Genomic DNA, 22,972 nt, shown 5'->3' on the forward strand with positions numbered 1-22,972 from the left:
TACTCAACCGTTACGGATGCGAAGGGAATCGGTGACCGTCGCTAGAGTCGGGCAGATAAGCACCTCGACTGACGCCGCACCGCGCATGGCCGCCCGCTTGGCCGCCACGGCGCCCGTGCTGTTGGCGCTCAGCATCGCGGCGCGCTTCGCATGGACCTACCTTGTGCCCAACGGCGCCAACTTCGTCGACCTTCGCGTGTATGTCGGCGGCGCGGCAGCACTCGACCACCCCGGCACGCTGTACGACTACGTCTACGCCGACCAGACGCCCGACTTCCCACTGCCCTTCACATATCCGCCGTTTGCTGCGGTCGTGTTCTATCCGTTGCACCTGCTTCCGTTCGGAATCCTCGCGTTCGCTTGGCAACTCGGCATCATCGTCGCGCTCTACGGCGTGGCCCGGGTCAGCCAGCGGTTGCTGCACGGCCCCGACAGCGATCGACGCACCGCGATGTTGTGGACCGCGGTCGGCATCTGGATCGAGCCGCTGCGAAGCACGTTCGACTACGGCCAGATCAACGTGCTTCTGGTGCTCGCGGTGTTGTACAGCGTCTACAGCACGCGATGGTGGCTGTCCGGACTGCTGGTCGGGCTCGCCGCAGGCGTGAAGCTGACGCCTGCGGTGTCGGGTCTGTACTTCGTCGGCGCCCGTCGATGGGGCGCCACGGTGTTTTCGGCGGTGGTGTTCTTCGCAACCATCGCCGTCTCGGCTCTGGTCGTCGGCGACCAAACCCGTTACTACTTCACCGAATTGCTCGGCGACGCCGACCGGGTGGGACCTGTCGGCACGTCGTTCAACCAGTCATGGCGCGGCGGAATCTCGAGGATTCTCGGCCACGACGCCGGCTACGGGCCGATCGTGGCGGCAGGCATCGTGATCACCGCGGTGTTCGCAGTGCTCGCCTGGCGCGCGATCGGCGGCGCCTCCGACCGGCTCGGCGGCATCGTCATCGTGCAGTTGTTCGGGCTGCTGCTGTCGCCGATCTCATGGACCCATCACTGGGTCTGGCTGATCCCGCTGATGATCTGGCTGCTGCACGGCCCGCTGCGCCAACGGCTCGGCGCGAAGGTGCTCGGCTTTGGCTGGCTTGTCCTCACGCTGGTCGGCGTGCCGTGGCTGCTGAGCTTCGCGCAACCGACGATCTGGGTGATTCCCCGGCCGTGGTATCTGGCCTGGGCAGGTCTGATCTACATCGTCGCCACGCTGGCGACGCTGGGGTGGATCGCCGCTACGGGTTCCCGACGATCTTATTTATCTCCCGCGCCATCGCCAGATCGTTCTCCGTAATACCACCCGCCGAGTGGGTGACCAACGCGAAAGTCACGGTCCGCCAACGGATATCGATGTCCGGGTGATGGTCCTTTTCCTCCGCTTTCTCTGCGACGCGGCGCACGGCGTCGATGCCGTCGAGAAACGCTGGGAACTTGACCGAGCGGCGCAGAACCCCTTCGACGCGTTCCCAGCCAGGAACGTCGGGCAGTGCGGCGTCTACTTGGTCGTCAGTCAACACAGCCATGTAGTCAACGTAGCGCGAGTATCCGCCCCCTGACAGGGTCCTGGCAGAGTGGTTTTGCAGGATTGAGCGGTGTATCGGCGTTCCGCATCTGTACTTGCCGCCGGCGGCTTGCTCGTCGTCCTGTTGGTCGGGCTGGTCGTCTCCGTCCTCTGGGTTTCTGACGACGCGAAACACCCCCTGAGGCAACCAGTTTCGTCACCACCATCGGCAACGGCGCCCGCCCCCACCGCTACGACCGCCGCCGTCCCGCCTGCGCCGTCAACGGTCGCCGAGGAGCCGGCACCGTTCGACGCATCGCAGGTGACGGCCGAGATGATCACCCCGCCACCCACCGCGCCGCGGCGTTGGCGGCTACACGAGTTGTTTCCCCAGCTGTTCCCAAGCGGTTAGCGCGCGATATAGCGTCGCTGGCAGTGTCGAACCAGATCGTCGTTGCGGGTGCGCTGACCTCAGGCCCTCTGCTGCTCGTGGCCCAGCGTGCCCGACCGCCGGAGCTGGCCGGTCTCTGGGAGCTGCCTGGCGGGAAGGTGGCGGCGGGGGAGACCGATGCCGCGGCCCTGACTCGCGAACTGCGCGAAGAACTCGGCATCGAGGTCGCAGTGGGCTCACGCATCGGCGCCGACGTGACATTGAGCCCGACGATGACGCTGCGCGCCTACCGCGTCACGCAGACCGGCGGCGCCTTGCAACTCAACGATCACCGCGCGCTGCGCTGGGTCGGCGCCGACGAGCTGGACGGCCTGCCGTGGGTGCCGGCCGACCGCGGGTGGGTCGGTCAGCTCAAACAGTCACTCGCTCAGTGATTCGTGTTTGCAGTAGCTCAGATTTGGCTGATCGAGTCGTTCTTCGCGCTCCCGCTGAGCTTCTTCATCGCCAAACTCATCGACATTCGGGTGATGCTCGCGATGTCCTACCCAGAGGTTTGTTCGGGCTGCGCGACTCGGTGCTCCACGGCCACAAGCTCTTCGCCGTGGATGAACCGGCCGTGGGTCTCGGGTAGGCGGAACAAGCCGATGAACACGATGACGATCAGCGCGGATACCACCGTCGTCGCCATCGCAATGCTGCCGCCGAACCAGCCTGTCGCGATGGCGCCCGCGAACAGCGGTCCTGCTGCGGTGAAGAAGCGACCGATGCTGTTGGTGACCGCGATAGCCGATGCCCGCACCGACGGTCCGAACAGTTCCGGGAAGTACACCGCGGTGCCGCCGATCGTTCCGAACACACCGAATCCGACGACTGGAAGCAACGCGAGGTACATGGCATAGCTGTGCGCGAACGGGTACAGCACACAGATCGCACCGAGCCCGATCAGCACACTCATCCCGAAGGCTTTTTTCCTGCCGATCTTGTCGGCGATGAAACCCCAAGTGGCGTAACCGATTGCGCCGCCGATGTTCAGCATCGCCACACCCCACGCGACTGCGGTGACCACCTCGCCACCGGTGACTCCTTGGTCGGCCATGACCACACGAATGTTCTGCGGTGTCCATGTGGTGACACCCCAGAACGCGAACAGCGCGCCGATGCATATGAGCGTGCAGGCGACAGTGGTCGACACCAATGGTTTGGTGAACAGCCGGACGAGCACGAAGCGGTCCGTGCTTGTCTTTGCCGAGCCTGCGGCACGTTGGGCCTTGCGTCGCCTGCGGGCCGCCTTCACCCCGACCATCGACGCGGGCTCGTGCACGGTGCGCCGGATGTAGAGCACCAGAAGCGCGGGTAGTAGGCCGAAGGCCATGGTCCACCGCCAGCCGAGATGCCCGACGAAGTTGTAGACAACCGCGGACAGCAGCGCGCCAAGGGCCAGCCCGGACATCATCACGCCGCTGGCTTTCGCCCGATGCCTGCTGCTCGACCAGGCCTCGGCGACCAGGGCCGCCCCGATCGGAAGCTCGACTCCGGACCCGATCCCGGCGATGAACCGGAATGCGACGAACTGTTCGTAGTTCACCACCACAACGGCCAGCGCAGTGAACACCGAATACAGCAGCACCCCGGTGATCAGTACGCGGACCCGGCCCACGTAGTCCGCGATCACTCCGAAGAGAATCGCGCCGACCGCCCAGCCGGTGAGGAACACGGTGACGGCGAGCCCGGCGTGGAAGGTGGACGCACGCCCGAGCAGATCGGCGGTCGCAGGTCCCGCGACTTGGGTGAACAAGCTGTAGTCGAATCCGTCGAGCGCCCAGCCAAGTGTGGTCGCCAACAGCACAGACCATTGGTAGCGGCTGATCTCCCGGTGCCAGGGCAAGTTCGCGCTCGCATCGGTCATAGCTGGCTCCTTTGCCACTTGGAACGAGATTCTTCGGGACTTGTCAAAGGTCGGGCTCACTGCGGCGCAGTGCCCCTACCACCAACCGATTGACGCTGAGTTCGAGAGCCTGGTCCTCGTCGAGCGAACGGAAAGCCCGTAGAAGGTCCTTGATCTCGGAGTGGATTCGCGGGTGGCGAGCGCGCAGCGCAGCGACCCGCTCGGCCACCTCCTTGGCCAGAGCGTCAGCGTCGCTGACGATCTCGTTCACCAGACCCATTTCCCGTGCCCGGTTTGCACCGATGGCTTCACCGGTTGCCGTGAGCCAGAACGCTTCTCGCTCACCGACTACGCGTGGCAGCCAGGCAAGCACCAGCGCAGGCGCGAGGTTGATGCCGACCTCGGGGAACGAGAACTGGGCGTCGGCCACCGCGATCGCGACATCGCACGCCGCAATCAGACCCACGCCGAAACCCGCTGCGTCGCCGTGGACCTCAGCGATCGTGACCAAAGCGGAATCGCGCAACGCCTGGTGCAGGGCAACCAAGATCCTGGTTTCAGAGACCAGGTCAGCAGGGGTTGCGCCGGCACGCTCCCTGCCGAGGCAGAACACGGCCCCGGCGGCGCGCAACACCAGGACATGGGCGCCCGCGGGTGGGTGTTGCAGCAGTTCGGTGAGTTCGACGCACGACTCGACGGTGAGCAGATTGTGCGGTGGCCGGTCGATGACCACCTCGAGGACGCCGTCCGACCGGGTTTCGACGCGCAGGCCCGCCACCTCAGTTCAGCCGATCCGTGGCCACGCCGCCATACCAGTCGACGTCGTCGGGTGCGGTGCGGACGGTGACCGCGCGGATATGGGTGAAGTCGTGGAACGACTCCCAGCCGCCCTCTCTGCCAACACCGCTGTCCCGCACACCGCCCCACGGGGACGAGGGGTCCAAGCGGTGGTGGTCGTTGACCCAGACCATGCCCGTCTCGAGTTGAGCGGCCACCCGGTGGGCACGGGCCACATCACGCGTCCATATCGACGAGCCCAACCCGAAGTCGGAGTCGTTCGCCATCGCGACGGCGTCGGCCTCGTCGTCGAACGGGATGGCGACGACCACCGGCCCGAAGATCTCCTCACACGCGACACGCATGTCGTTGGTCACGTCGGCCAGCACGGTCGGCTCGACGAAGAACCCGCCGGGCAGACCGGGCACGTCGGCCGCCCGACCACCGGTCACCAGCTTTGCGCCTTCGCCGACGGCGATGTCGACATAGTTGAGGATGCGCTCCTGGGCTCGCTTCGAAATGACCGGTCCCAGTTGGGTTGTCGGCTGCGCGGGATCCCCGATGCGGATCGACGCCGCGACCTTGGCAAGTGCGGAGACGACATCGTCGTACACGGTGCGTTGGATCAACAGCCTGCTTCCCGCGATGCACGTTTGCCCTGCGCCGATGAAACCGCCGAAGGCGGCGCCGCGGGCGGCCACGTCGACAGGGGTGTCGTCGAAGATCAGGACCGGTGACTTGCCTCCCAATTCGAGCGTCGCCTTGGCGAACCGTTTCGCCGTCGCGACCGCAATCGCCCTGCCGGGTTCGGTGCCGCCGGTGAAGACTGCCTTCTTGACGAGCGAGTGTTCGGTGAGCGCCGCACCGGCCGTCGGGCCAAGGCCGGGAACGACATTCAGCACGCCATCGGGGATACCGGCCTCCATGGCGATCTTGCCAAGCATCAGCGCGGTCAGTGGCGTCTGCTCGGAAGGCTTGAGTACCACGGTGTTTCCCGTTACCAATGCCGGCGCCAGACTCTTCGATGCGATCATCATGGGGTGGTTGAACGATGCGAGGATGCCGACCACGCCGATGGGAAAACGGCTGGTGTAGGAGTGGTAGTCACCGCGTAGGGGCACCACCGAGCTGCGATCGGCAAGCAGCAGTGCGGCGTTGTAGCGATACCACTCGGCGAGCCGGGTGATCTGGGCCTTCGTCTCGGTGATCGGCCGCCCGTTGTTCAGCGTCTCGAGCTCGTACAGCTGCGCCATATGCGCTTCGATGCCGTCGGCGAACCGGTGAATGACCCGGGCCCGATCGTGAATCGGCATGGTCCGCCACTCGCCGTGACGGAACGCTTCGTGGGCGGTCCTGACCGCGTCGTCGACATCCTCGGCGCTGGCGCCCGCCACTTCGGTGATCAGCTCGCCGGTCGCCGGGTTGATGACGGGGATGGGATCCGCCCGTCCCTCGACGACGCGACCGCCGATCAGCAACCCGGTCGGATAGGGCGCTCGCTCATCCGCGGAGGTTTCGGAGGGGGAGTCGATCAAGGTCATCGCTTAGGTGCTCCAGTCGTATACCAAAATGAAAAGTCGTATACGAAAGCTATCCGATGTGTGCGTAAAGTCGCAAGGGGATACAAAAGGAGTCCGATAGACTCGGTTTGCCACGCATGTCTGGCGACGACTGATCGAGAGGGTCGACATGGCGAGTGAGTCCGCGGCCGGCCGAGTCGCCCAGGCGCTTCGGCAGCGCCTGCTGAGTGGCGAACTGCGCCCGGGGACTCGGTTGTCCCAGCAGCAGGTCGCCAGCGATTACGGGGTCAGCCGGATGCCAGCCCGAGACGCCCTTCAGGCGTTGGCAAGCGAGGGGTTGGTCGATATCAGCGCGGCGACTGCGGTGGTGCGACGGCTGTCGGTTGCTGAGCTACAAGAGCTCTACGAACTGCGCGAGGCGGTCGAGCCGCTGTTGACCCGCATCGCCGTGCCGAACGTCGGAAGAGCCGAGCTCACCCGGATGGCGTCGATCCTGGAAATTATGGAGGCCGGGCCTGCCCCGCACGAATGGCTGGAGCTCAACACGCAATTCCACGCCCTGATCTATACGCAGGCGAACCGGCCCACGATGATCCATCTCACCGAACAACTGCGCCGTCTCACCGACCGCTACCTCTACTTGCATGTCGGGGTGTTCGGTGACATGGGACATCTTCACGAGGAGCATCGGCAGATCTACGAAGCGGTGAGTCGCGGCGATGCCATCGCCGCCGCTGAGCTGACCCGCAAACACCTGGCGACGTCGCACGATTTCATCCTGCGGTTCCTGCTGGACAGCGAACTCACCACGATGCAACCCGAAGAATCCAGTGCGGCAACGCCTTTCGGCGTCCTGGGAGTCGGCGGAACCGGTTGATGACTCGGCGCAACGCCGACCCAGCCGACCTAGTAGTGCAGCCTGTCGTTCACCACACGCACGCCCGAGTGCCGCAACGAGTAAATCGGATGCATCAACGCTGGGTGACGGCAGTGGGCGCACGACTCCTGCGCATGGTTGGCCGATGAGAACGTCAGATGGCGGCACATCTCGCATCGGACGATGTAGAAAGCGCCTATCCAATTGAGCAGACCGAGGTAGATCGCCGCAGTGGCAGCGGTCGCCAGAACGGCGATGACAACGATGGTGAAGACCTCTTCTACTGTCATCTAAGTCAACCTCCAACCCATCTCGACCAACGATGCCGACGCTACGCGCGCCAGCTGTGAGCGGACTGTCCTTCGAGTGACGGGCATCTCTCGTTTTCGTGATTGGCCGATCACACTGGGATGATTCGGACGTGGATTTGCGGCCTGACTTCAGAAACGTCGCCATCGTGGCACATGTCGACCATGGGAAGACGACCCTCGTCGATGCGATGCTGCGCCAATCGGGCGCGCTGCACCACCGCGGCGACGACGCCATCGAGCGCTTGATGGACTCCGGTGACCTCGAGAAGGAAAAGGGCATCACCATCCTGGCCAAGAACACCGCGGTGCACCGCAAGCACCCCGACGGTTCGACGACGGTGATCAACGTCATCGACACCCCCGGCCACGCCGACTTCGGCGGCGAGGTCGAGCGCGGCCTGTCGATGGTCGACGGCGTGCTGCTTCTGGTCGACGCCTCCGAGGGTCCGCTGCCGCAGACCCGTTTCGTGCTGCGCAAGGCCCTGGCCGCGCACCTACCGGTGATCCTCGTGGTCAACAAGACCGACCGGCCCGACGCCAGAATTTCGGAAGTCGTGTCGGATAGTCACGACCTGCTGCTCGACGTCGCCTCCGATCTCGACGAGGAAGCCCAGAAGGCTGCCGAGGAGGCGCTCGGATTGCCGACGCTCTACGCGTCTGGTCGGGCAGGTATCGCCAGCACTGTCGAACCGGCCAACGGCCAGAATCCGGAAGGCAAGAACCTCGATCCGCTGTTCGACGTCCTGCTCGAACACATCCCCCCGCCGAAGGGCGATCCCGAAGCGCCGCTGCAGGCGTTGGTGACCAACCTCGACGCATCCTCCTTCCTCGGCCGCCTCGCGCTGATCCGCATCTACAACGGCAGGATCCGCAAGGGCCAGCAGGTCGCCTGGATGCGTGAGGTCGACGGCCATCCCGTCATCACGAACGCCAAGATCACCGAACTGCTGGTGACCGAGGGCATCGAGAGGACCACAGCCGACGAAGCGATCGCCGGCGACATCGTCGCCGTCGCGGGGCTGCCCGAGATCATGATCGGCGACACCCTGGCCGATCCGGATCACGCGCACGCGCTGCCGCGCATCACCGTCGACGAGCCCGCCATCTCGGTCACCATCGGCACCAACACCTCGCGGCTCGCGGGCAAGGTGTCCGGACACAAGCTGACCGCGCGGATGGTGAAGTCGCGCCTCGATCAGGAACTCGTGGGCAACGTGTCGATCAAGGTCGTCGACATCGACCGGCCTGATGCCTGGGAGGTGCAGGGCCGCGGGGAGCTGGCACTGGCCGTGCTCGTCGAGCAGATGCGCCGCGAGGGCTTCGAGTTGACGGTCGGCAAGCCGCAGGTGGTCACGCAGATGATCGACGGCAAACTGCATGAACCGTTCGAGGCGATGACGATCGACTGCCCCGAGGAGTTCGTCGGCGCGATCACGCAGCTAATGGCTGCCCGCAAGGGCCGCATGGAGGAGATGACCAACCACGCCGCCGGGTGGGTCCGGATGGACTTCATCGTGCCCAGCCGCGGCTTGATCGGTTTCCGCACCGACTTCCTGACGCTGACGCGCGGCACGGGTATCGCGAACGCCGTGTTCGACGGCTATCGGCCGTGGGCGGGGGACATCCGCGCGCGGCACACCGGCTCGCTGGTGTCGGATCGGTCCGGGACGATCACACCGTTCGCGATGATTCAGCTGGCCGACCGCGGCCAGTTCTTCGTCGAACCGGGCCAGGACACCTACGAGGGCCAGGTGGTCGGCATCAATCCCCGCGCCGAGGACCTCGACGTCAACGTCACCCGCGAGAAGAAGCTGACCAATATGCGCAGCTCCACCGCTGACGTGATCGAGACGCTGGCCCGCCCGCTGGAGCTCGACCTCGAGCAGGCAATGGAGTTCTGCGCCGCCGACGAGTGCGTCGAGGTGACTCCCGAGGTGGTCCGGGTGCGCAAGGTGGAACTCGACGCCACCCAACGGGCCCGGGCGAAGGCTCGCGCCAAGGCCCGCGGCTAGTCGTGCCGATACCCTGAACAGCGTGCCGGGGCCCCTTCGCGTCATAGCTGCGCTATCCGCGCTGGTGACCTTGGTGGCGGGGTGTACCGTCAGCCCGCCGCCCGCGCCGCAGAGCACCGACACCAGCCAGTCGACGCCGCCGCCCCCGGCCAAGGCGACGCAGATCATCATGGCCATCGATTCGATCGGCCCGGGCTTCAATCCGCATCTGCTGTCCGACCAGTCGCCGGTGAACGCCGCGATCAGCGCGCTGGTGCTGCCGAGTTCGTTCCGTCCCGTCCCGGATCCCAAGTCGCCCACCGGATCTCGCTGGGAACTGGACACCACGCTGTTGGAGTCGGCGGAAGTGACCAGCCAGAACCCGTTCACCGTCACCTACAAGATCCGGCCCGAGGCGTCATGGACGGACAATGCGCCCATCGCCGCCGACGACTTCTGGTACCTGTGGCGCCAGATGGTCAGCCAACCCGGTGTCGTCGACCCGGCCGGCTACGACCTGATCACCGGCGTGCAGTCGATCGAGGGCGGCAAGACGGCGGTGGTGACGTTCTCGCAGCCATATCCCGCCTGGCGTGAACTGTTCAACGACATACTGCCGGCGCACATCGTCAAGGACGTGCCCGGCGGGTTCGGGGCCGGTCTGGCGCGCGCGCTTCCGGTCACCGGCGGGCAGTTTCGCGTGGAAAGCATCGACCCGCAGCGCGACGAGATCCTGCTGGCCCGCAACGACCGCTATTGGAGCGCGCCAGCCAAACCGGACCAGGTGCTGTTCCGGCGCGGCGGTGCACCTGCCGCGCTTGCCGATTCGATCCGCAACGGCGACACCCAGGTGGCTCAGGTGCACGGCGGGGCCGCGGCGTTCGCCCAACTGTCGGCGATCCCCGACGTGCGGACCGCGCGCATCGTCACACCACGCGTCATGCAATTGACGCTGCGGGCCCAGCAGCCGGCGCTCTCGGATTCCCAAGTGCGCAAGGCGATTCTGGGGCTGCTCGACGTTGACCTGCTGGCGTCGGTTGGTGCAGGCGACGACAACACCGTCACGTTGGCGCAGGCGCAGATACGCTCGCCGTCCGACCCTGGGTATGTTCCGACCGCACCCCCGGCCATGACCAAGGAGGCCGCACTGGCGTTGTTGGCCGGGGCCGGTTATCAGGTCGAGCCCATCGACACGACGTTGCCGACGACGCCGGGCGCGCCCACGCCGGAGAACCGAGGGCGCGTCACCAAGGACGGTGTGCCGCTTACGCTCGTGCTCGGGGTGGCGGCCAACGACCCGACCGCGGTCGCGGTCGCCAACACCGCAGCAGATCAACTCCGCAATGTCGGCATCGCCGCGTCGGTGTCGGCGCTGGACCCGGTGGTGCTCTACGGCGATGCGTTGCTCAACAACCGCGTGGACGCCGTGGTGGGCTGGCATCAGGCGGGCGGCGATCTCGCGACCTCGCTGGCGTCGCGGTACGGCTGCCCGGCGCTGGAAGCGACGGCCGTCTCGACCGCGACCCCTGGCACGGCGACGTCGTCACCAAAACCCACCAGCACCTCGCCCACGCCGCCGAAGCCGGCCACCACGGCCACCCAGACCAGTCCCGCCCCGGCACCGGAATCCGGTGCGCTCGTCCAAGCCCCCAGCAATATCACCGGGATCTGCGACCGCAGCATCCAGCCGAAGATGGACGCCGCCCTGGATGGCACCGAAGACATCGGTGAAGTGATCAACGCGGTGGAACCTCGCCTGTGGAACATGTCGACCGTGCTGCCGATCCTGCAGGACACCACGATCGTGGCGGCGGGTCCCAGCGTGCAGAACGTCAGCCTGTCCGGCGCCGTTCCGGTCGGCATCGTCGGAGACGCCGGAAAATGGGTCAAAGCGCCGCAGTGATCACTTCACGCATGGAGTGTTCGTCCCGGCCATCTCGGTGAGGTCGGTGGGTGCAGGCGCCTGGCTTCCGCTTGCTGTCGCGTCGACGGTGGTGACCGGCGCCGCCGAGGTGGTCGTCGGGCTGCTGTCGGTCATGTACTGATCGGCGGGAAAGTCCGAGCCGACGGTCAACTGGACGGTGTCGGGAGCGACGGTGTCGGAGGCCGTCGCGCTGAGCTGCAGATGGTCGGCCAGCATGCGAGCCGCGTCGGCGGCCCCCACCCCGTAGGCGATGGCGCTGGTGTCGGCCAACCGGTCGGCGGTCGACACCGAGCCTGCAACCAGGCCGTCGGCGCCGAGGATCCGCTCGAGGGCCGATCCGAGCCCGTCGTGGTCGGTGGCATTGACGACATCGAGTGTTGCTGGGGCAGAGGGTGTTTGAGTCGGGGTCGGGGTGGGTGGAGTCGATCCGTCCGTGAAAAGGCTGTGCACGATTTGCCGAATGCTTTGCACGTCAACGATATTGACATCTTCGCCCTGGGAATTCTGTCCGAACTCGCTGATGGGCAACGTGTACAGCGTCAGGCGGCTGTCGGTGAGGGCCGTTGCGCGGTCGACGAAGCGGGCGAGGTCGAACCCGTCGTCCACGGCGATGTTCTGCTGGGCCACCTGCAGAAGGTTCCTCAGGTCGGCGGGATTCGAAAGCGCTCCGCCGTGACGCAATGCGGTCACCAGCGAGACGATGAACGCCTGCTGTCGCCGGGTGCGGTCCATGTCCGTGAACAGTTGGTCGTTCTCGTCGCGGCGTTGCCGCACGAATGCCATTGCCTGTGAGGCGTTGATCTGCTGGACGCCGCGATGAAAATCCGCGCCTGAGTAGCTGTCTGAGGTGTCGTCGTTGAGACACACCGTGATGGGCTGAACGACCTGTGCGATCTGAAAGAACGCGCCGAGCGTGACTTCGATGAAGTGATCGATCGACACGGCAAGCAGGCGGCGCACGGTAGCGATCTCGGCCTTGCGACCCGCTTCGCGCGCTGTCTGCTCGCGGGTGGACTGAGTGATGCTGTCATCCAGCGAGTCCATCTTCTGCTGATACGCCAACCCGTAGGCCTGCTTGACCTTTCCTTTGCACACTCCGCTCGGGCAGCCTGGCAAATCAACATAGTCGTCGCGCGGCACCGATACGGCGCTGACGGATCCGCCACCTGACAGGTGCAACAGAATCAACACATTGGCGTTGTAGCCACCGACGGTTTCATCGCCTGCGTGCAGCGCGTCGTAGATGTCCTGGGGCAACGGCTGGCCGTGCTGGTCGAGTCGGCTGTCCAGCCCCATGATCAGAATGTTCTCCGCGCCGCCGACCGACGCTGGGGCGCCGACCAAGGCTTGAGATGTGGTGATGCCGCCGGACAGATTGCGGTAGCCGGACCACCCCGCTGCCGTCACCACCAAAGCGGCGACGGTGGCCAACGCGCCCAGCGCTCGGCCGGTGGCGAGGGCTCGGCGGCGGTTGCGCTCGCGGGGAAGCCGGTGCCGGGCGCCCGCGACCCGCGGTATCGGCTCGGTTTCCGGCCCTGAGACGGCTGGTCGACTCATAACAGATGCGGATTATCCCGGCGCCTCCTGAGCGGAGACTGAGGACCGCGACAACGGAATCGGCCCCCTCCGGTAGCGGAGGGGGCCGACCGACCTGCAGCGATTACTTCTTCTTCTTACCGGTCTTGGCGGTGCCTGACTTCTTGACCGTGTCCTTCTTGGCGTCGCCCGACTTCGCGGTGCTGTCGTCCTTCGCAGACGAGGCGGAGCCGGAGTCAGACCCCTTGGCTCCCTCGGAGCTACCGGTGCCGCCCTTGGCGCCGGTGTTGTCCTTGGCGCCCGCGTCGTCCTTGGCGGCGTTGTCATCCTTGGCGGAGGTGTCGTCGTTGGCAGCGGTGCCAGTCGACCCGTTCGAGGACTCCGCTTCGGTGGACGTCGAGTCGGCGGCCTTACCGGCCGTCTCGTCCTTGGCCGCGGTCTCGTCCGTGGCCGCGGCGCCCTTCTTTACCGTCTCCGTGTCGCCGGCGGAGGTGATTGCCGACGAAGAGTCCGTCGACGCTGTGCCGGTCTTCGGAGCAGTGACGTCCAGGGTGACGGTCCTGGCGGCCGCCGTCTTCGCCGAGGCCACCTCGTCAGTCGCGGCCGTTGTCTTGGCCGCTGCAACCGCCGGTGGGGTGATCGCAGTGACGATCGCGTCCCGGATGGTGACCAACAGGCTGAGGGTGCCCAAACCCGGCGACAACAATCCGCCCGTCTGGGTCGGCGCGTAACCGTTCAGGAAGCCGTCGAGCATCACAGCGGGGGCGTTGATGATCGCGTTGACGACGCCAAGGGGATCGCCGGACGTCGCGGCGTCGAAGACATTCTGCAGGGCCTGGCCCGTGGCCTGCACCAGCGCCAGCGGCGGCTGTATCACCCCGAGGCTGACCCCGAGCACCACGGTCGGCAACTGATCCACGACGTGGACGAAGTTGTTCAGCGGCTGCAGAAGCGGCGGCAAGAATGGAAATGCGGCCTGGATCAAACCGGTGGCGACGGTCTCTGACGCACCCTGGATATTGCCGGCGCGCAGTTCGCTCAACGCTTTCTGCAGCAACGCCGGAAAGCTGGACGGGTTGCTGATTTGCAGCGACTGCTCCAGCGCCTGGCCGAGTTGAGTGATCATGGTCGACTGGTTCTTCAGGACTTGCGCTAGAAGCGGTGCGACACCGTTCGCGAACGTCTGTTGAAACAAGTCGTTCAGATTGGTGACCGTGTGTTCCAGCAGCTGTCCGTAAGGACTGGTTGCCGCCGACAGCGCGACTTCGGCCGAGCGAACGCTGGGCAGCGACACGTGGGGCGGCGCTGGTGCGACGGGAGCGACCGCGATGACGCTTGCCCCGACCAGGGCGATACCCGCATTGAGATAAGGACGACGAACAGTGGCACCGTGCATAGCATCTCCTTCAAAATGCAGTAGATCGAGCATTCGAAACTTACTCACAAGTAAGAGGTCAAATCTCGCGTTTCAAAATATTATTTGTGGCTCACAGCGCGCTGGTAGAAATGGGTCAGTAGCTGAGCTAATCGAAAACGAACCGTATGAGTTAACAATGAAATTCGAAGGCTGAAATCGAACTCTATGAGCGTCTCGACCCAAATATCATTACCGATGTTTATTAGCTGGACTTTTCGAATCTTTGACAAAAGCGGCAATATATGTGCCTAACGCATATCGGCGACGTTGCCGGAAGGTTGCCGAAGCGGGGGGACTGATCTGATGCGCCATCCGAACGACGGACGGGTCCAGCAATGCTTGATTTCGCAACAAAGCTAAGCCGCGTCGTTTGCCGTCCGACTCAGACGCGACGCGGACCGACTTCAGGCCTGGATGCCACCGAGTGCTGCTCGCGGAGCAGACGCAGCCCGTGCGAGGCGAACGCTGCGATGGCGAACACCGCAAGTAGCCAATAGGGCGGCCGGGCGAGTTCCCAGACGAACAGAGCCGCGAACAACGGGGCCCGCTGCGTGATCGCGAGGACGCCCGCGGCGCACGTCAATGACACCGCTGCCACGTGGATATCGGTGCCTGCCCACTGATTCAGTGCAAGGGCCGCAAGCGATCCGGCGGCGGCGCCGGTGGCCATCGCGGGCGTCAGCAGGCCACCAACGGCGCCCGCCCGCAGGAACAGCGCGCTCAACAACGGCTTCAGCAATAAGATGAGCGCTGCTGCGCTCAACGTCAGACCGCTGTTGATGCTCACGGTCAGAATGCTTCGTCCGTTGCCGGGCAGTTCCGGCCACCAGATCGAGCAGATGCCGGTCAACAGGCCGGCCGCGGCCACCGAAGGACTCAGCACCCACGACTTCAGTTGCCGCGCGGGGCGTGCGATCGCCATGACGCGGTTGAACCCCAGTCCTACCGCGGCGGCCAGCGGCGCGATTACCAGTGCCAGGAACGCGAAGAGATAGGAGAGCTTCGCGTCCGGCCACGTCAGCGCGTGCGCGAGATGGGTGACGGGCGAGGCCACCGCAACCGCGAGGCTCGACGTGATCAGAGCGGCACCGAACGCTCTGGGATGCCAGGTGCCGAGCATGATGCGGGCTGTGAACAACGCTCCACCGAGCGGCACGCTGTAGACGGCGCCGAGACCGGCCCCTGCCGCACACGCCAACAGGATCTCGCGGTCGCGCGGTGTCAGCGCCAACCGTGTGGTGCCGAAATCGCTTAGCGCTGCGGCCAATTGGCGAGGTGCGCCTTCGCGGCCGAGCGACGCGCCCGATCCGACGAGGAGCACCTGAAGGAAGGCGTCGATCGACAGTGGCATCCGTGCAACGGCGCGGTGACTCTTGATGGTCTCGGTCAGGGCGGGAACCTGACTGCGCCGGCGAAGCATCCACCATCCCCAACCGGCCAGAGCACCGCCGATCATCGGGCCGACGGCCCGCCGGACCGGGCTGCTGCCCCCGACGCCGGTCAACAGTGAGCCGAAGGAGTAGTGATAAGTGAGGTGTTCGACTGCGTGCAGTAGCAGCGTCGTGGCCGCACCGGCGACGCCGGCCAGCAGGCCGACGATGACGATCGCACAACCGAACTCGATGTTGCGCCGCGTCACCAACTGAATCTATACGTGAATCGGCCCCCTCCCTGGTCGGATGAGGGGGCCGATTCCTGTGAGCGGTGTTCTGCTAGCTCGTTGGGCTTTGTCAATCCGCCTGCCGTCGAGCCGGTACGGCCCGCGATACCCGCCGCAACCGGCGGGTCCGATTCGGTTGAAGCGCATGCACGCTGCCGCACGGGTGCACCGTCGATCGCCGTCAGATCGGCACCTCCAGTCGCTGGCCCGACCCCCGACGGTAGCGTTGCATTCGATGCAGCCACAGGAAACCCCGCGTCTATTGTTCGTGCATGCCCATCCTGACGACGAAACCCTGACAACTGGTGCCACGATTGCGCATTACGTCGCACTTGGCGCCGAGGTCCACGTCGTCACCTGCACTCTCGGCGAAGAAGGTGAGGTCATCGGCGACCGCTATGCGAAGCTGGCGGTCGATGCCGCGGACCAATTGGGCGGCTATCGCATCGGTGAGTTGTCGACCGCGTTGCGCGCGCTGGGTGTCGCTGAACCGATCTTCCTCGGCGGTGCGGGTCGCTGGCGTGATTCAGGCATGGCCGGCACCCCGCCGCGGCACTGGCAGCGGTTCGTCGACGCCAACACGGACGAAGCCGTGGGCGAACTCGTCACGCTGATCCGGCAACTTAGACCCCACGTCGTGGTTACGTACGACAGCAAGGGCGGTTACGGTCATCCGGACCACATCCACGCGCACGAAGTCACGATGGCTGCAGTGGCCGCCTCGGGGGCCGAAAAGTTCGCCGGGGCACCCTGGACCGTTCCCAAGGTGTACTGGACGGTGATCTCCACGTCCGCGATGGCCGAGGGTTTGAAGGCGCTCGGCGACGCCCCGGCAGGGTGGCTGCGAGTGTCGATCGACGACGTCCCCTTCGGCTACCCCGACGACGCGATCGACGCCGTCATCGACGTACCCGATCAGCTACCCGCGAAAGTAGCTGCGCTGCGCGCCCACGCCACCCAGGTGACCGTCGCCCCGGACGGCAGGTCGTGCGCGCTTTCGAACAACATCGCGCTGCCGGTCGGCGCGGCCGAGCACTACATCCTTGCCGCCGGGACATCCGGCGCGCGCGACGGCCGCGGCTGGGAAACCGATCTGCTCGCGGGGCTGAACCTTCAATAGGCTCGCGGTAAGCTGCCCGTCAACTGCTCATGTGTGGAAGGGATGGCAATGGACCCGGACATGGATCCCAACCTGCAGCACTGGCAGGATCGTGGTGACAGCTTTCAGTGGGTGATCGGGTCGCTCGTCTCACTGCTCGACAGCATCCCGACCTGACGCCACTGCGTCCCCTCGTCCTGACGCTGCTCGCCATCGACGGCGTCGTTTCGGCCATCGCGGCCGCATTCTTCCTCCCTGTGCGAATCGGTCCCGTTCCATTTCCGATCAGCGCACTGCTCAGCGGTCTCGTCAACGCCGCTCTGGTGTGGGCCGCGTTGCAGTGGACCCAGTCGCCGCGGCTGGCCGCGCTGCCGCTGTGGTGCTGGCTGTTGACTGTCGCCGGGCTGACATTCGGCGGTCCCGGTGACGACATCGTGTTCGGCGGCGTCGGCGTCATGGAGTACGCACCGCTGCTGCTGATCGTGTTGGGCGCCCTGCCGCCCGCTCTGTTGCTCTGGCGGCGAGTGCGCGCGGACGCCTGACCGCTACTGGTGGTCCTTCTTGCCGGAGTCCTTCTTCTTTTCGCCGACGTCGTTCGTCTTGTTTTCGCCCTTGCCGTGGTTGGCCTTGGTTGAGACCGACGACTGTGTAGCAGCCTTCGGTCCCTTGTCGGCCTTCTTCTTGTCACTGGTCTTGTCCATGGTTGGGGCATTCTTGGCATCGGTGGCATCGTCGTTGGACTCTGCGCCGTCCTCGGCCGCAGCCGTGACCTCTGTCGTCGGATTCAGCTTCCTCGGTCCCTTTGGCACCTTGGGCGTCTTCAGTGCCTCGCCGTTGGTCTCGTCGACAGCGCCGGCGGCCTCTTCGTCGGGGGTGTCAGCGACGCCCGCAACCTGGATAGTGGCGTGCTTTTCCTTGGGCGACGTGGTGGCGGCGACCGCAAGCGTCGTGGCGTCTTCGGTCGTCGTCGTGCCCGCCGCCGCCGCGAACGGGAGAGGTGGCAGGGACGGTAGCCAGAAATTCCACTGATCGATGCCCAATTGGATGAACGCATCGATGGTCCATGCGATGCCCTCGCCGACGTTCTGCAAGAAGCTACCGTTACCACCCAGCCAGTCCAGAGTGTTGTGGGCGATCGCGTGGACGATGCTTTCGCCGAAGTTGTAGAAGATCATGATCTGGCCGGACAGCCAGCCGACCCAGGGAATCCAGCCCACCGCGTAGGTCGCAAGCTCGAAGCCGTATCGCACCCACGGCTCGATGGCGTGGTACGCCCATTCCAATGTGCCCGTAAGTGATTGGGGCGCCGGGGCTGGACCTGACGGCGGCGCCGGGAACGCTTGGCTCGCGCTCGGCGGCACGATGAATCGCTCCACCCACCCGGCCAAGAGATTCGGTAGCTCGGCCACTGCCAGCGGCTGCACTTGCGCAACGAGGCGAACCGGCGGCGACGCGATCTGTGCGACGGGCGCGGGCGCCCCAACGGGCCTCGGCTCCTGCACGGCCGGGCCGAACGCGACGGCGGCGGCCGCGATGGTCGTGACCCCCACGGTCAGGCACGAGCGAATCGGGTCACGCATTGGACCTCCCCCTCCAGCTATATCAGCTACTAGACAGTTCGCGAATTTACGCCAGTGTTATGAAGGTCGCGGCGCATTGAGCAACGTGTCGGGGGCGGGGGGCGATCACAGTGCCCGGCTGGGACTACTGTGGCCGATATGTTCGTCGCAGTGGTTTCAGAATGTGAGACATGCGGATGATTCTCGACGACCGTGGGGTTACACGGGAGTGGCTCTGAACCCCCAGCGCGGCGCCGATCTGCCCAGCCCGGTGGTCCCTCCAAAGTCAGGTGCGCCCTCCTCGGCCTCGTTGAGACGTGTCCTGCGGCGGGCCCGCGACGGCGTTGCGCTCAACGTGGAGGAAGCCGCGGTCGCGATGGCTGCCCGCGGCGACGAGCTGGCCGACTTGTGTGCCAGCGCGGCGAGGGTTCGCGACGCGGGCCTGGCGTCCGCAGGCAGGCGCGGCGCCACCGGTCGGTTGCCGGTCAGTTATTCGCGCAAGGTCTTCATCCCTGTCACCCATCTGTGCCGTGACACCTGCCACTACTGCACATTTGTCACGGTGCCCGGCAAGCTGCGTGCGCAGGGCATGGGCATGTACATGGAGCCCGACGAGATTCTCGACGTCGCGCGTCGGGGCGCCGAATTGGGTTGCAAGGAAGCGCTGTTCACCCTTGGTGACCGTCCCGAGACTCGATGGGATGAGGCGCGGCAGTGGCTCGACGAACGAGGTTACGACTCCACGCTGGACTACGTGCGCGCGATGGCCATCCGGGTGCTCGAGGAGACTGGGCTGTTGCCGCACCTGAATCCGGGCGTCATGTCGTGGTCGGAGCTGTCGCGGCTCAAGCCGGTCGCGCCGTCCATGGGCATGATGCTGGAAACGACGTCGCGGCGGTTGTTCGAGACCAGGGGCTTGGCGCATTACGGCAGCCCCGACAAGGATCCCGAGGTGCGGTTGCGCACCCTGGCCGACGCAGGCCGGTTGTCGATTCCCTTCACCACGGGCCTGCTGGTTGGAATCGGGGAAACACTCACCGAACGCGCCGAGACCATCCACGCAATTCGCCGCTCGCACAAGGAGTTCGGTCACGTTCAAGAAGTGATCGTGCAGAACTTCCGGGCGAAGGATCACACCGCGATGGCCGGTGTGCCCGACGCCGGTTTCGATGACTTCGTCGCCACCGTGGCAGTCACCCGGTTGGTGATGGGCCCGAAGATGCGCATCCAAGCGCCGCCGAACCTGGTGTCTCGCAACGAGTGCCTGGCGTTGGTCCGCGCGGGTGTCGACGACTGGGGCGGAGTGTCGCCGCTGACGCCGGACCACGTCAACCCGGAACGGCCGTGGCCGGCGCTCGACGAGCTCGCGGCCGTCACCGCCGAAGCCGGTTACGACTTGGTGCAGCGGCTCACGGCCCAGCCGCAGTACGTACAGGCCGGTGCGGCCTGGATCGATCCGCGGGTCCGCGGGCACGTCGACGCGCTCGCCGATCCGGAGACCGGACTGGCCCTGGACGTCAATCCGGTCGGGCGGCCGTGGCAGGAACCAGACGAGGCGGCAGAATCGCTGGGGCGCACAGATTTACATTCGGCGATCGATTCCGAGGGCCGTCTCACCGAAGCCCGCAGCGACCTGGGCAGCGCGTTCGGCGATTGGGAGTCGATTCGCGAAAAGGTGCACGAACTCGCGGCGCGGGCGCCGGAACGCATCGACACCGACGTGCTCGCGGCGCTGCGCTCGGCCGAGCGCAATCCGGCGGGCTGCAGCGACGACGAGTACCTGGCTCTGGCCACAGCGGACGGGCCGGCTCTCGATGCCGTTGCGGCTCTTGCGGATTCACTTCGCAAAGACGCGGTGGGCGACGACGTCACGTTCGTCGTCAACCGGAACATCAACTTCACCAACATCTGCTACACCGGCTGCCGGTTCTGCGCGTTCGCCCAGCGCAAGGGCGACGCCGATGCGTACTCGCTGTCGACCGCCGAAGTCGCCGACCGGGCATGGGAGGCGCACGTCGCGGGTGCCACTGAGGTGTGCATGCAGGGCGGCATCGACCCGGAGCTACCGGTGACCGGCTACGCCGATCTGGTGCGGGCCGTCAAGAACCGGGTGCCGTCGATGCATGTGCATGCATTCTCCCCGATGGAGATCGCCAATGGCGTTACCAAGAGCGGACTTTCGATTCGGGAGTGGTTGACCAGCCTGCACGAGGCGGGTCTTGGAAGCATCCCGGGAACGGCCGCCGAGATCCTCGACGACGAGGTGCGCTGGGTTCTCACCAAGGGCAAGCTGCCGACGTCGATGTGGATCGACGTCGTCACCACCGCGCACGAAGTAGGGCTGCGGTCGTCGTCGACGATGATGTACGGCCACGTCGACCAACCGCATCACTGGGTCGGGCACCTCAACGTGCTGCGCAAGATCCAGGATCAGACCGGCGGGTTCACCGAGTTCGTGCCATTGCCGTTCGTACACCAGAGCAGCCCACTGTACTTGGCGGGTGGGGCGCGGCCGGGGCCGACGCACCGCGACAACCGGGCGGTTCATGCACTGGCCCGAATCATGCTGCACGGCAGGATCTCCAACATCCAGACCAGTTGGGTGAAGCTGGGCGTCGAGCGCACGCAGGTGATGCTCACCGGCGGCGCCAATGACCTCGGCGGCACTCTGATGGAAGAGACCATCTCCAGGATGGCCGGTTCGGAGTTCGGTTCGGCGAAGAGTGTCCAGGAACTCGTCGAGATCGCGGCAGGCATCGGCAGGCCCGCACGCCAACGGTCGACGACATACGCGCCTTTAGCGGCGTAAATCACAGCGCAGCCGTGAACTAGTCGCCACGCTCGGCACGTGTACATGGCGAACCGACGCTGAGGAGAGCAATGACCACGATCACCGGTATTCCCGCGCACGCGCTGCTTGTGCACGCGATAGTGGTGCTGGCGCCACTGACCGCGCTGCTCGAGATGCTGTGCGCAGTGTGGCCGGCAGCCCGTCGTCGCTTCGTGTGGCTGGTGTTGGCGTTCGCGGTGGTGACCCTGGTGCTGACGCCGCTGACGACGGAGGCGGGCGAGTGGTTGTACCACCAAGAGGCGCGACCCAGCCCGATTCTTCAGGAACACGCTGAACGCGCCGATTGGATGATCTACTTCTCGATCGGTCTGTTGCTCGTCGCGGTCGCGCTCGCTGTACTGCACTGGCTGACAAGCAGATCGGACAAGTCGAGAACAGTGCTGACGGTGATCGTCGCGGTCCTGGCGCTAGCCGTCGGAGTCTCGTCGATCGTCGCTGTGGTGCGGATCGGGGACGCCGGCGCGCACGCGGTGTGGGGCCGGCAGAGCTGACGCCCCACCGGCCCCTGGCATCGTCAGGACTGCTTGACCGCCTCGATCTCCAATGCGATCGTGACCTTGTCGCCGACGACCGTGCCGCCGGTCTCCAACGGCATCTCGATGTCGATGCCGAAGTCCTTGCGGTTCAGCACCACTGATGCGTCGAAGCCGGCGACCTCACCGTGGCCCATACCAGGGTTGACGCCGTTGAACTCGAGGTCCAGGGTGACCGGCTTGGTGACGCCCTTCAACGTGAATTCGCCGTCCACGGCGTAGTTGTCGCCGTTGGCCCGCACGCCGGTGGATCGGAATGTGGCCGTCGGGTACTTCTCGGCCTCGAAGAAGTCCGCCGACTTGATGTGTGCGTCGCGCTGTTCGTTGTTGGTGTTGAGCGAGTCCACCGCGATCTCAGCGGTCACCGACGGCGTGCCGTCCTCGGCGACGACAATCGCGCCGCTGAACTTCTCGAAGTGGCCTCGAACCTTGCTCACCATCAGATGGCGTACCGAAAAGCTGATCGACGAATGCACCGGATCGATCGCCCACGTGCCCGCGCTGAGTTCGGTGGCTGCGGTGGCATCAAAGGTTGAGGTCATAGCGATGTCTCTTTCCACGGTGGTGTCGGCCTTCCCGACACCTTCGACGGGGTAAACGGACCATAGTCCGAATCCATTCCCCGGCGCGTTCCGCTGTCACCGAAATGCCGCCAGCGTTAACCTTTAGTTCACCTTCAGTTCAGCATTGGTTCAAAGGAGAGCCGCGATGATTGGAAAGGCGCTAGTCGCGATGTCGGTGGCCGCCGGCGGACTGCTCGTCCCCGCAGTGGCGCAGGCCGACAACATCATGAATCTCGGCACATACGCCGGTGATGTCATCGAGCAGCTGCAGGACTGGGGCTACACCGTGATGCTCAACGGCCTCGACAGGGACATCCCCTACATGGACGAAAACCAGAAGAGGCACTGCCAGGTACTCGGCATTTATCCGACCGTCGCGGAGCCGTTGCCCGCCGGTGTTTTCCAGACGGTGCACGTGCAGTTGTCCTGTCCGGAGAACCCGAGCAGCTCGACGCCGTCTACCTAGAGCTTGGCCGCCGACTCGGTGCCATCGGCGGGCAGGTGAGTCACCGCTCGGTGCACGGCGCTTTGAGGCGAGTCCGCGGCGCTATGCAACTTGTTGCAGTGCAATCAAGCGCATAGG

20 protein-coding genes are annotated in these 22,972 nt (G+C 65.5%); 10 read left to right on the forward strand and 10 right to left on the reverse strand.

Going from position 1 to position 22,972, the window contains the following annotated elements; genetic code table 11:
- Window positions 1-16: 16 nt before the first annotated feature.
- The gene (locus ACGFK1_RS10635; RefSeq protein WP_393428217.1) at window positions 17-1,288 is read left to right on the forward strand and encodes a mannosyltransferase; all 1,272 of its coding nucleotides are present in this window, start codon (window positions 17-19) and stop codon (window positions 1,286-1,288) included.
- Here ACGFK1_RS10635 and ACGFK1_RS10640 read toward each other — a convergent pair.
- Window positions 1,230-1,517: a 4a-hydroxytetrahydrobiopterin dehydratase gene (locus ACGFK1_RS10640; RefSeq protein ID WP_393428467.1), complete on the reverse strand. Its 288-nt coding sequence runs from the start codon at window positions 1,515-1,517 to the stop codon at window positions 1,230-1,232. The two genes, ACGFK1_RS10635 and ACGFK1_RS10640, sit on opposite strands and share 59 nt — an antisense overlap.
- 413 nt (window positions 1,518-1,930) lie before the next feature.
- Here ACGFK1_RS10640 and ACGFK1_RS10645 point away from each other — a divergent pair, with 413 nt between their 5' ends.
- Window positions 1,931-2,320: a (deoxy)nucleoside triphosphate pyrophosphohydrolase gene (locus tag ACGFK1_RS10645; RefSeq protein ID WP_393428218.1), complete on the forward strand. Its 390-nt coding sequence runs from the start codon at window positions 1,931-1,933 to the stop codon at window positions 2,318-2,320.
- Between the two features lie 107 nt (window positions 2,321-2,427).
- Here ACGFK1_RS10645 and ACGFK1_RS10650 read toward each other — a convergent pair whose 3' ends face one another.
- Genes ACGFK1_RS10650 through ACGFK1_RS10660 form a run of 3 tightly spaced genes read right to left on the reverse strand, consistent with a single transcriptional unit; the run spans window position 2,428 to window position 6,089 of the window.
- Window positions 2,428-3,792, reverse strand: a complete 1,365-nt coding sequence (locus ACGFK1_RS10650; RefSeq protein WP_393428219.1) for an MFS transporter — start codon at window positions 3,790-3,792, stop codon at window positions 2,428-2,430.
- Between the two features lie 43 nt (window positions 3,793-3,835).
- Entirely contained in the window at window positions 3,836-4,549 is a 714-nt protein-coding gene (locus tag ACGFK1_RS10655; RefSeq protein WP_393428220.1) for an enoyl-CoA hydratase/isomerase family protein, read from the reverse strand.
- Between the two features lies 1 nt (window position 4,550).
- Window positions 4,551-6,089, reverse strand: coding sequence for an aldehyde dehydrogenase (locus tag ACGFK1_RS10660; protein ID WP_393428221.1), 1,539 nt, complete (start codon window positions 6,087-6,089; stop codon window positions 4,551-4,553).
- Between the two features lie 148 nt (window positions 6,090-6,237).
- Between ACGFK1_RS10660 and ACGFK1_RS10665 the strand changes: the two genes are divergently transcribed.
- Window positions 6,238-6,945 (forward strand): GntR family transcriptional regulator, encoded by a 708-nt coding sequence (locus ACGFK1_RS10665; RefSeq protein WP_393428222.1) that lies wholly within the window; start codon window positions 6,238-6,240, stop codon window positions 6,943-6,945.
- Between the two features lie 29 nt (window positions 6,946-6,974).
- Here ACGFK1_RS10665 and ACGFK1_RS10670 read toward each other — a convergent pair whose 3' ends face one another.
- The gene (locus ACGFK1_RS10670; protein ID WP_393428223.1) at window positions 6,975-7,235 is read right to left on the reverse strand and encodes a hypothetical protein; all 261 of its coding nucleotides are present in this window, start codon (window positions 7,233-7,235) and stop codon (window positions 6,975-6,977) included.
- A gap of 137 nt (window positions 7,236-7,372) precedes the next feature.
- Here ACGFK1_RS10670 and typA point away from each other — a divergent pair, with 137 nt between their 5' ends.
- Both typA and ACGFK1_RS10680 read left to right on the forward strand, forming a co-directional pair.
- The gene (typA, locus tag ACGFK1_RS10675; RefSeq protein ID WP_393428468.1) at window positions 7,373-9,268 is read left to right on the forward strand and encodes a translational GTPase TypA; all 1,896 of its coding nucleotides are present in this window, start codon (window positions 7,373-7,375) and stop codon (window positions 9,266-9,268) included.
- 13 nt (window positions 9,269-9,281) lie between these two features.
- Window positions 9,282-11,150 carry an ABC transporter substrate-binding protein gene (locus ACGFK1_RS10680; RefSeq protein ID WP_393428470.1) on the forward strand — a complete coding sequence of 623 codons (1,869 nt, stop codon included), beginning with the start codon at window positions 9,282-9,284 and terminating at the stop codon, window positions 11,148-11,150.
- On the opposite strand, the gene ACGFK1_RS10685 is transcribed toward ACGFK1_RS10680, so the two are convergent.
- The 3 genes from ACGFK1_RS10685 to ACGFK1_RS10695 all read right to left on the reverse strand — a co-directional run bounded on the left by ACGFK1_RS10685 (window position 11,151) and on the right by ACGFK1_RS10695 (window position 15,763).
- A complete protein-coding gene (locus ACGFK1_RS10685) occupies window positions 11,151-12,728 on the reverse strand; it encodes an LCP family protein (RefSeq protein WP_393428224.1) in 1,578 nt (525 codons plus the stop codon).
- A gap of 103 nt (window positions 12,729-12,831) precedes the next feature.
- On the reverse strand, window positions 12,832-14,103 hold the full coding sequence (locus ACGFK1_RS10690; RefSeq protein WP_393428225.1) for a hypothetical protein: 1,272 nt from the start codon (window positions 14,101-14,103) through the stop codon (window positions 12,832-12,834).
- 403 nt (window positions 14,104-14,506) lie between these two features.
- Window positions 14,507-15,763 (reverse strand): chloride channel protein, encoded by a 1,257-nt coding sequence (locus ACGFK1_RS10695; RefSeq protein ID WP_393428226.1) that lies wholly within the window; start codon window positions 15,761-15,763, stop codon window positions 14,507-14,509.
- Window positions 15,764-16,019: 256 nt separating this feature from the next.
- On the opposite strand from ACGFK1_RS10695, the gene mshB reads away from it, so the two are divergent.
- Both mshB and ACGFK1_RS10705 read left to right on the forward strand, forming a co-directional pair.
- Window positions 16,020-16,904 carry an N-acetyl-1-D-myo-inositol-2-amino-2-deoxy-alpha-D-glucopyranoside deacetylase gene (mshB, locus tag ACGFK1_RS10700; protein WP_393428227.1) on the forward strand — a complete coding sequence of 295 codons (885 nt, stop codon included), beginning with the start codon at window positions 16,020-16,022 and terminating at the stop codon, window positions 16,902-16,904.
- A gap of 107 nt (window positions 16,905-17,011) precedes the next feature.
- Window positions 17,012-17,425, forward strand: coding sequence for a hypothetical protein (locus tag ACGFK1_RS10705; protein ID WP_393428228.1), 414 nt, complete (start codon window positions 17,012-17,014; stop codon window positions 17,423-17,425).
- Between the two features lie 3 nt (window positions 17,426-17,428).
- On the opposite strand, the gene ACGFK1_RS10710 is transcribed toward ACGFK1_RS10705, so the two are convergent.
- The gene (locus ACGFK1_RS10710) at window positions 17,429-18,463 is read right to left on the reverse strand and encodes a hypothetical protein (protein ID WP_393428229.1); all 1,035 of its coding nucleotides are present in this window, start codon (window positions 18,461-18,463) and stop codon (window positions 17,429-17,431) included.
- 208 nt (window positions 18,464-18,671) lie between these two features.
- Between ACGFK1_RS10710 and ACGFK1_RS10715 the strand changes: the two genes are divergently transcribed.
- Window positions 18,672-21,251 carry a bifunctional FO biosynthesis protein CofGH gene (locus ACGFK1_RS10715; protein ID WP_393428230.1) on the forward strand — a complete coding sequence of 860 codons (2,580 nt, stop codon included), beginning with the start codon at window positions 18,672-18,674 and terminating at the stop codon, window positions 21,249-21,251.
- Window positions 21,252-21,322: 71 nt separating this feature from the next.
- Window positions 21,323-21,784: a DUF2231 domain-containing protein gene (locus ACGFK1_RS10720; protein WP_393428231.1), complete on the forward strand. Its 462-nt coding sequence runs from the start codon at window positions 21,323-21,325 to the stop codon at window positions 21,782-21,784.
- 23 nt (window positions 21,785-21,807) lie between these two features.
- Here ACGFK1_RS10720 and ACGFK1_RS10725 read toward each other — a convergent pair whose 3' ends face one another.
- Window positions 21,808-22,368: a YceI family protein gene (locus ACGFK1_RS10725; protein ID WP_393428232.1), complete on the reverse strand. Its 561-nt coding sequence runs from the start codon at window positions 22,366-22,368 to the stop codon at window positions 21,808-21,810.
- Window positions 22,369-22,534: 166 nt separating this feature from the next.
- On the opposite strand from ACGFK1_RS10725, the gene ACGFK1_RS10730 reads away from it, so the two are divergent.
- Window positions 22,535-22,855: a hypothetical protein gene (locus tag ACGFK1_RS10730; protein ID WP_393428233.1), complete on the forward strand. Its 321-nt coding sequence runs from the start codon at window positions 22,535-22,537 to the stop codon at window positions 22,853-22,855.
- Window positions 22,856-22,972 lie beyond the last annotated feature (117 nt).

It is taken from the genome of Mycobacterium sp. NPDC048908 (assembly GCF_043197955.1).
Taxonomy (GTDB): Bacteria; Actinomycetota; Actinomycetes; order Mycobacteriales; family Mycobacteriaceae; genus Mycobacterium.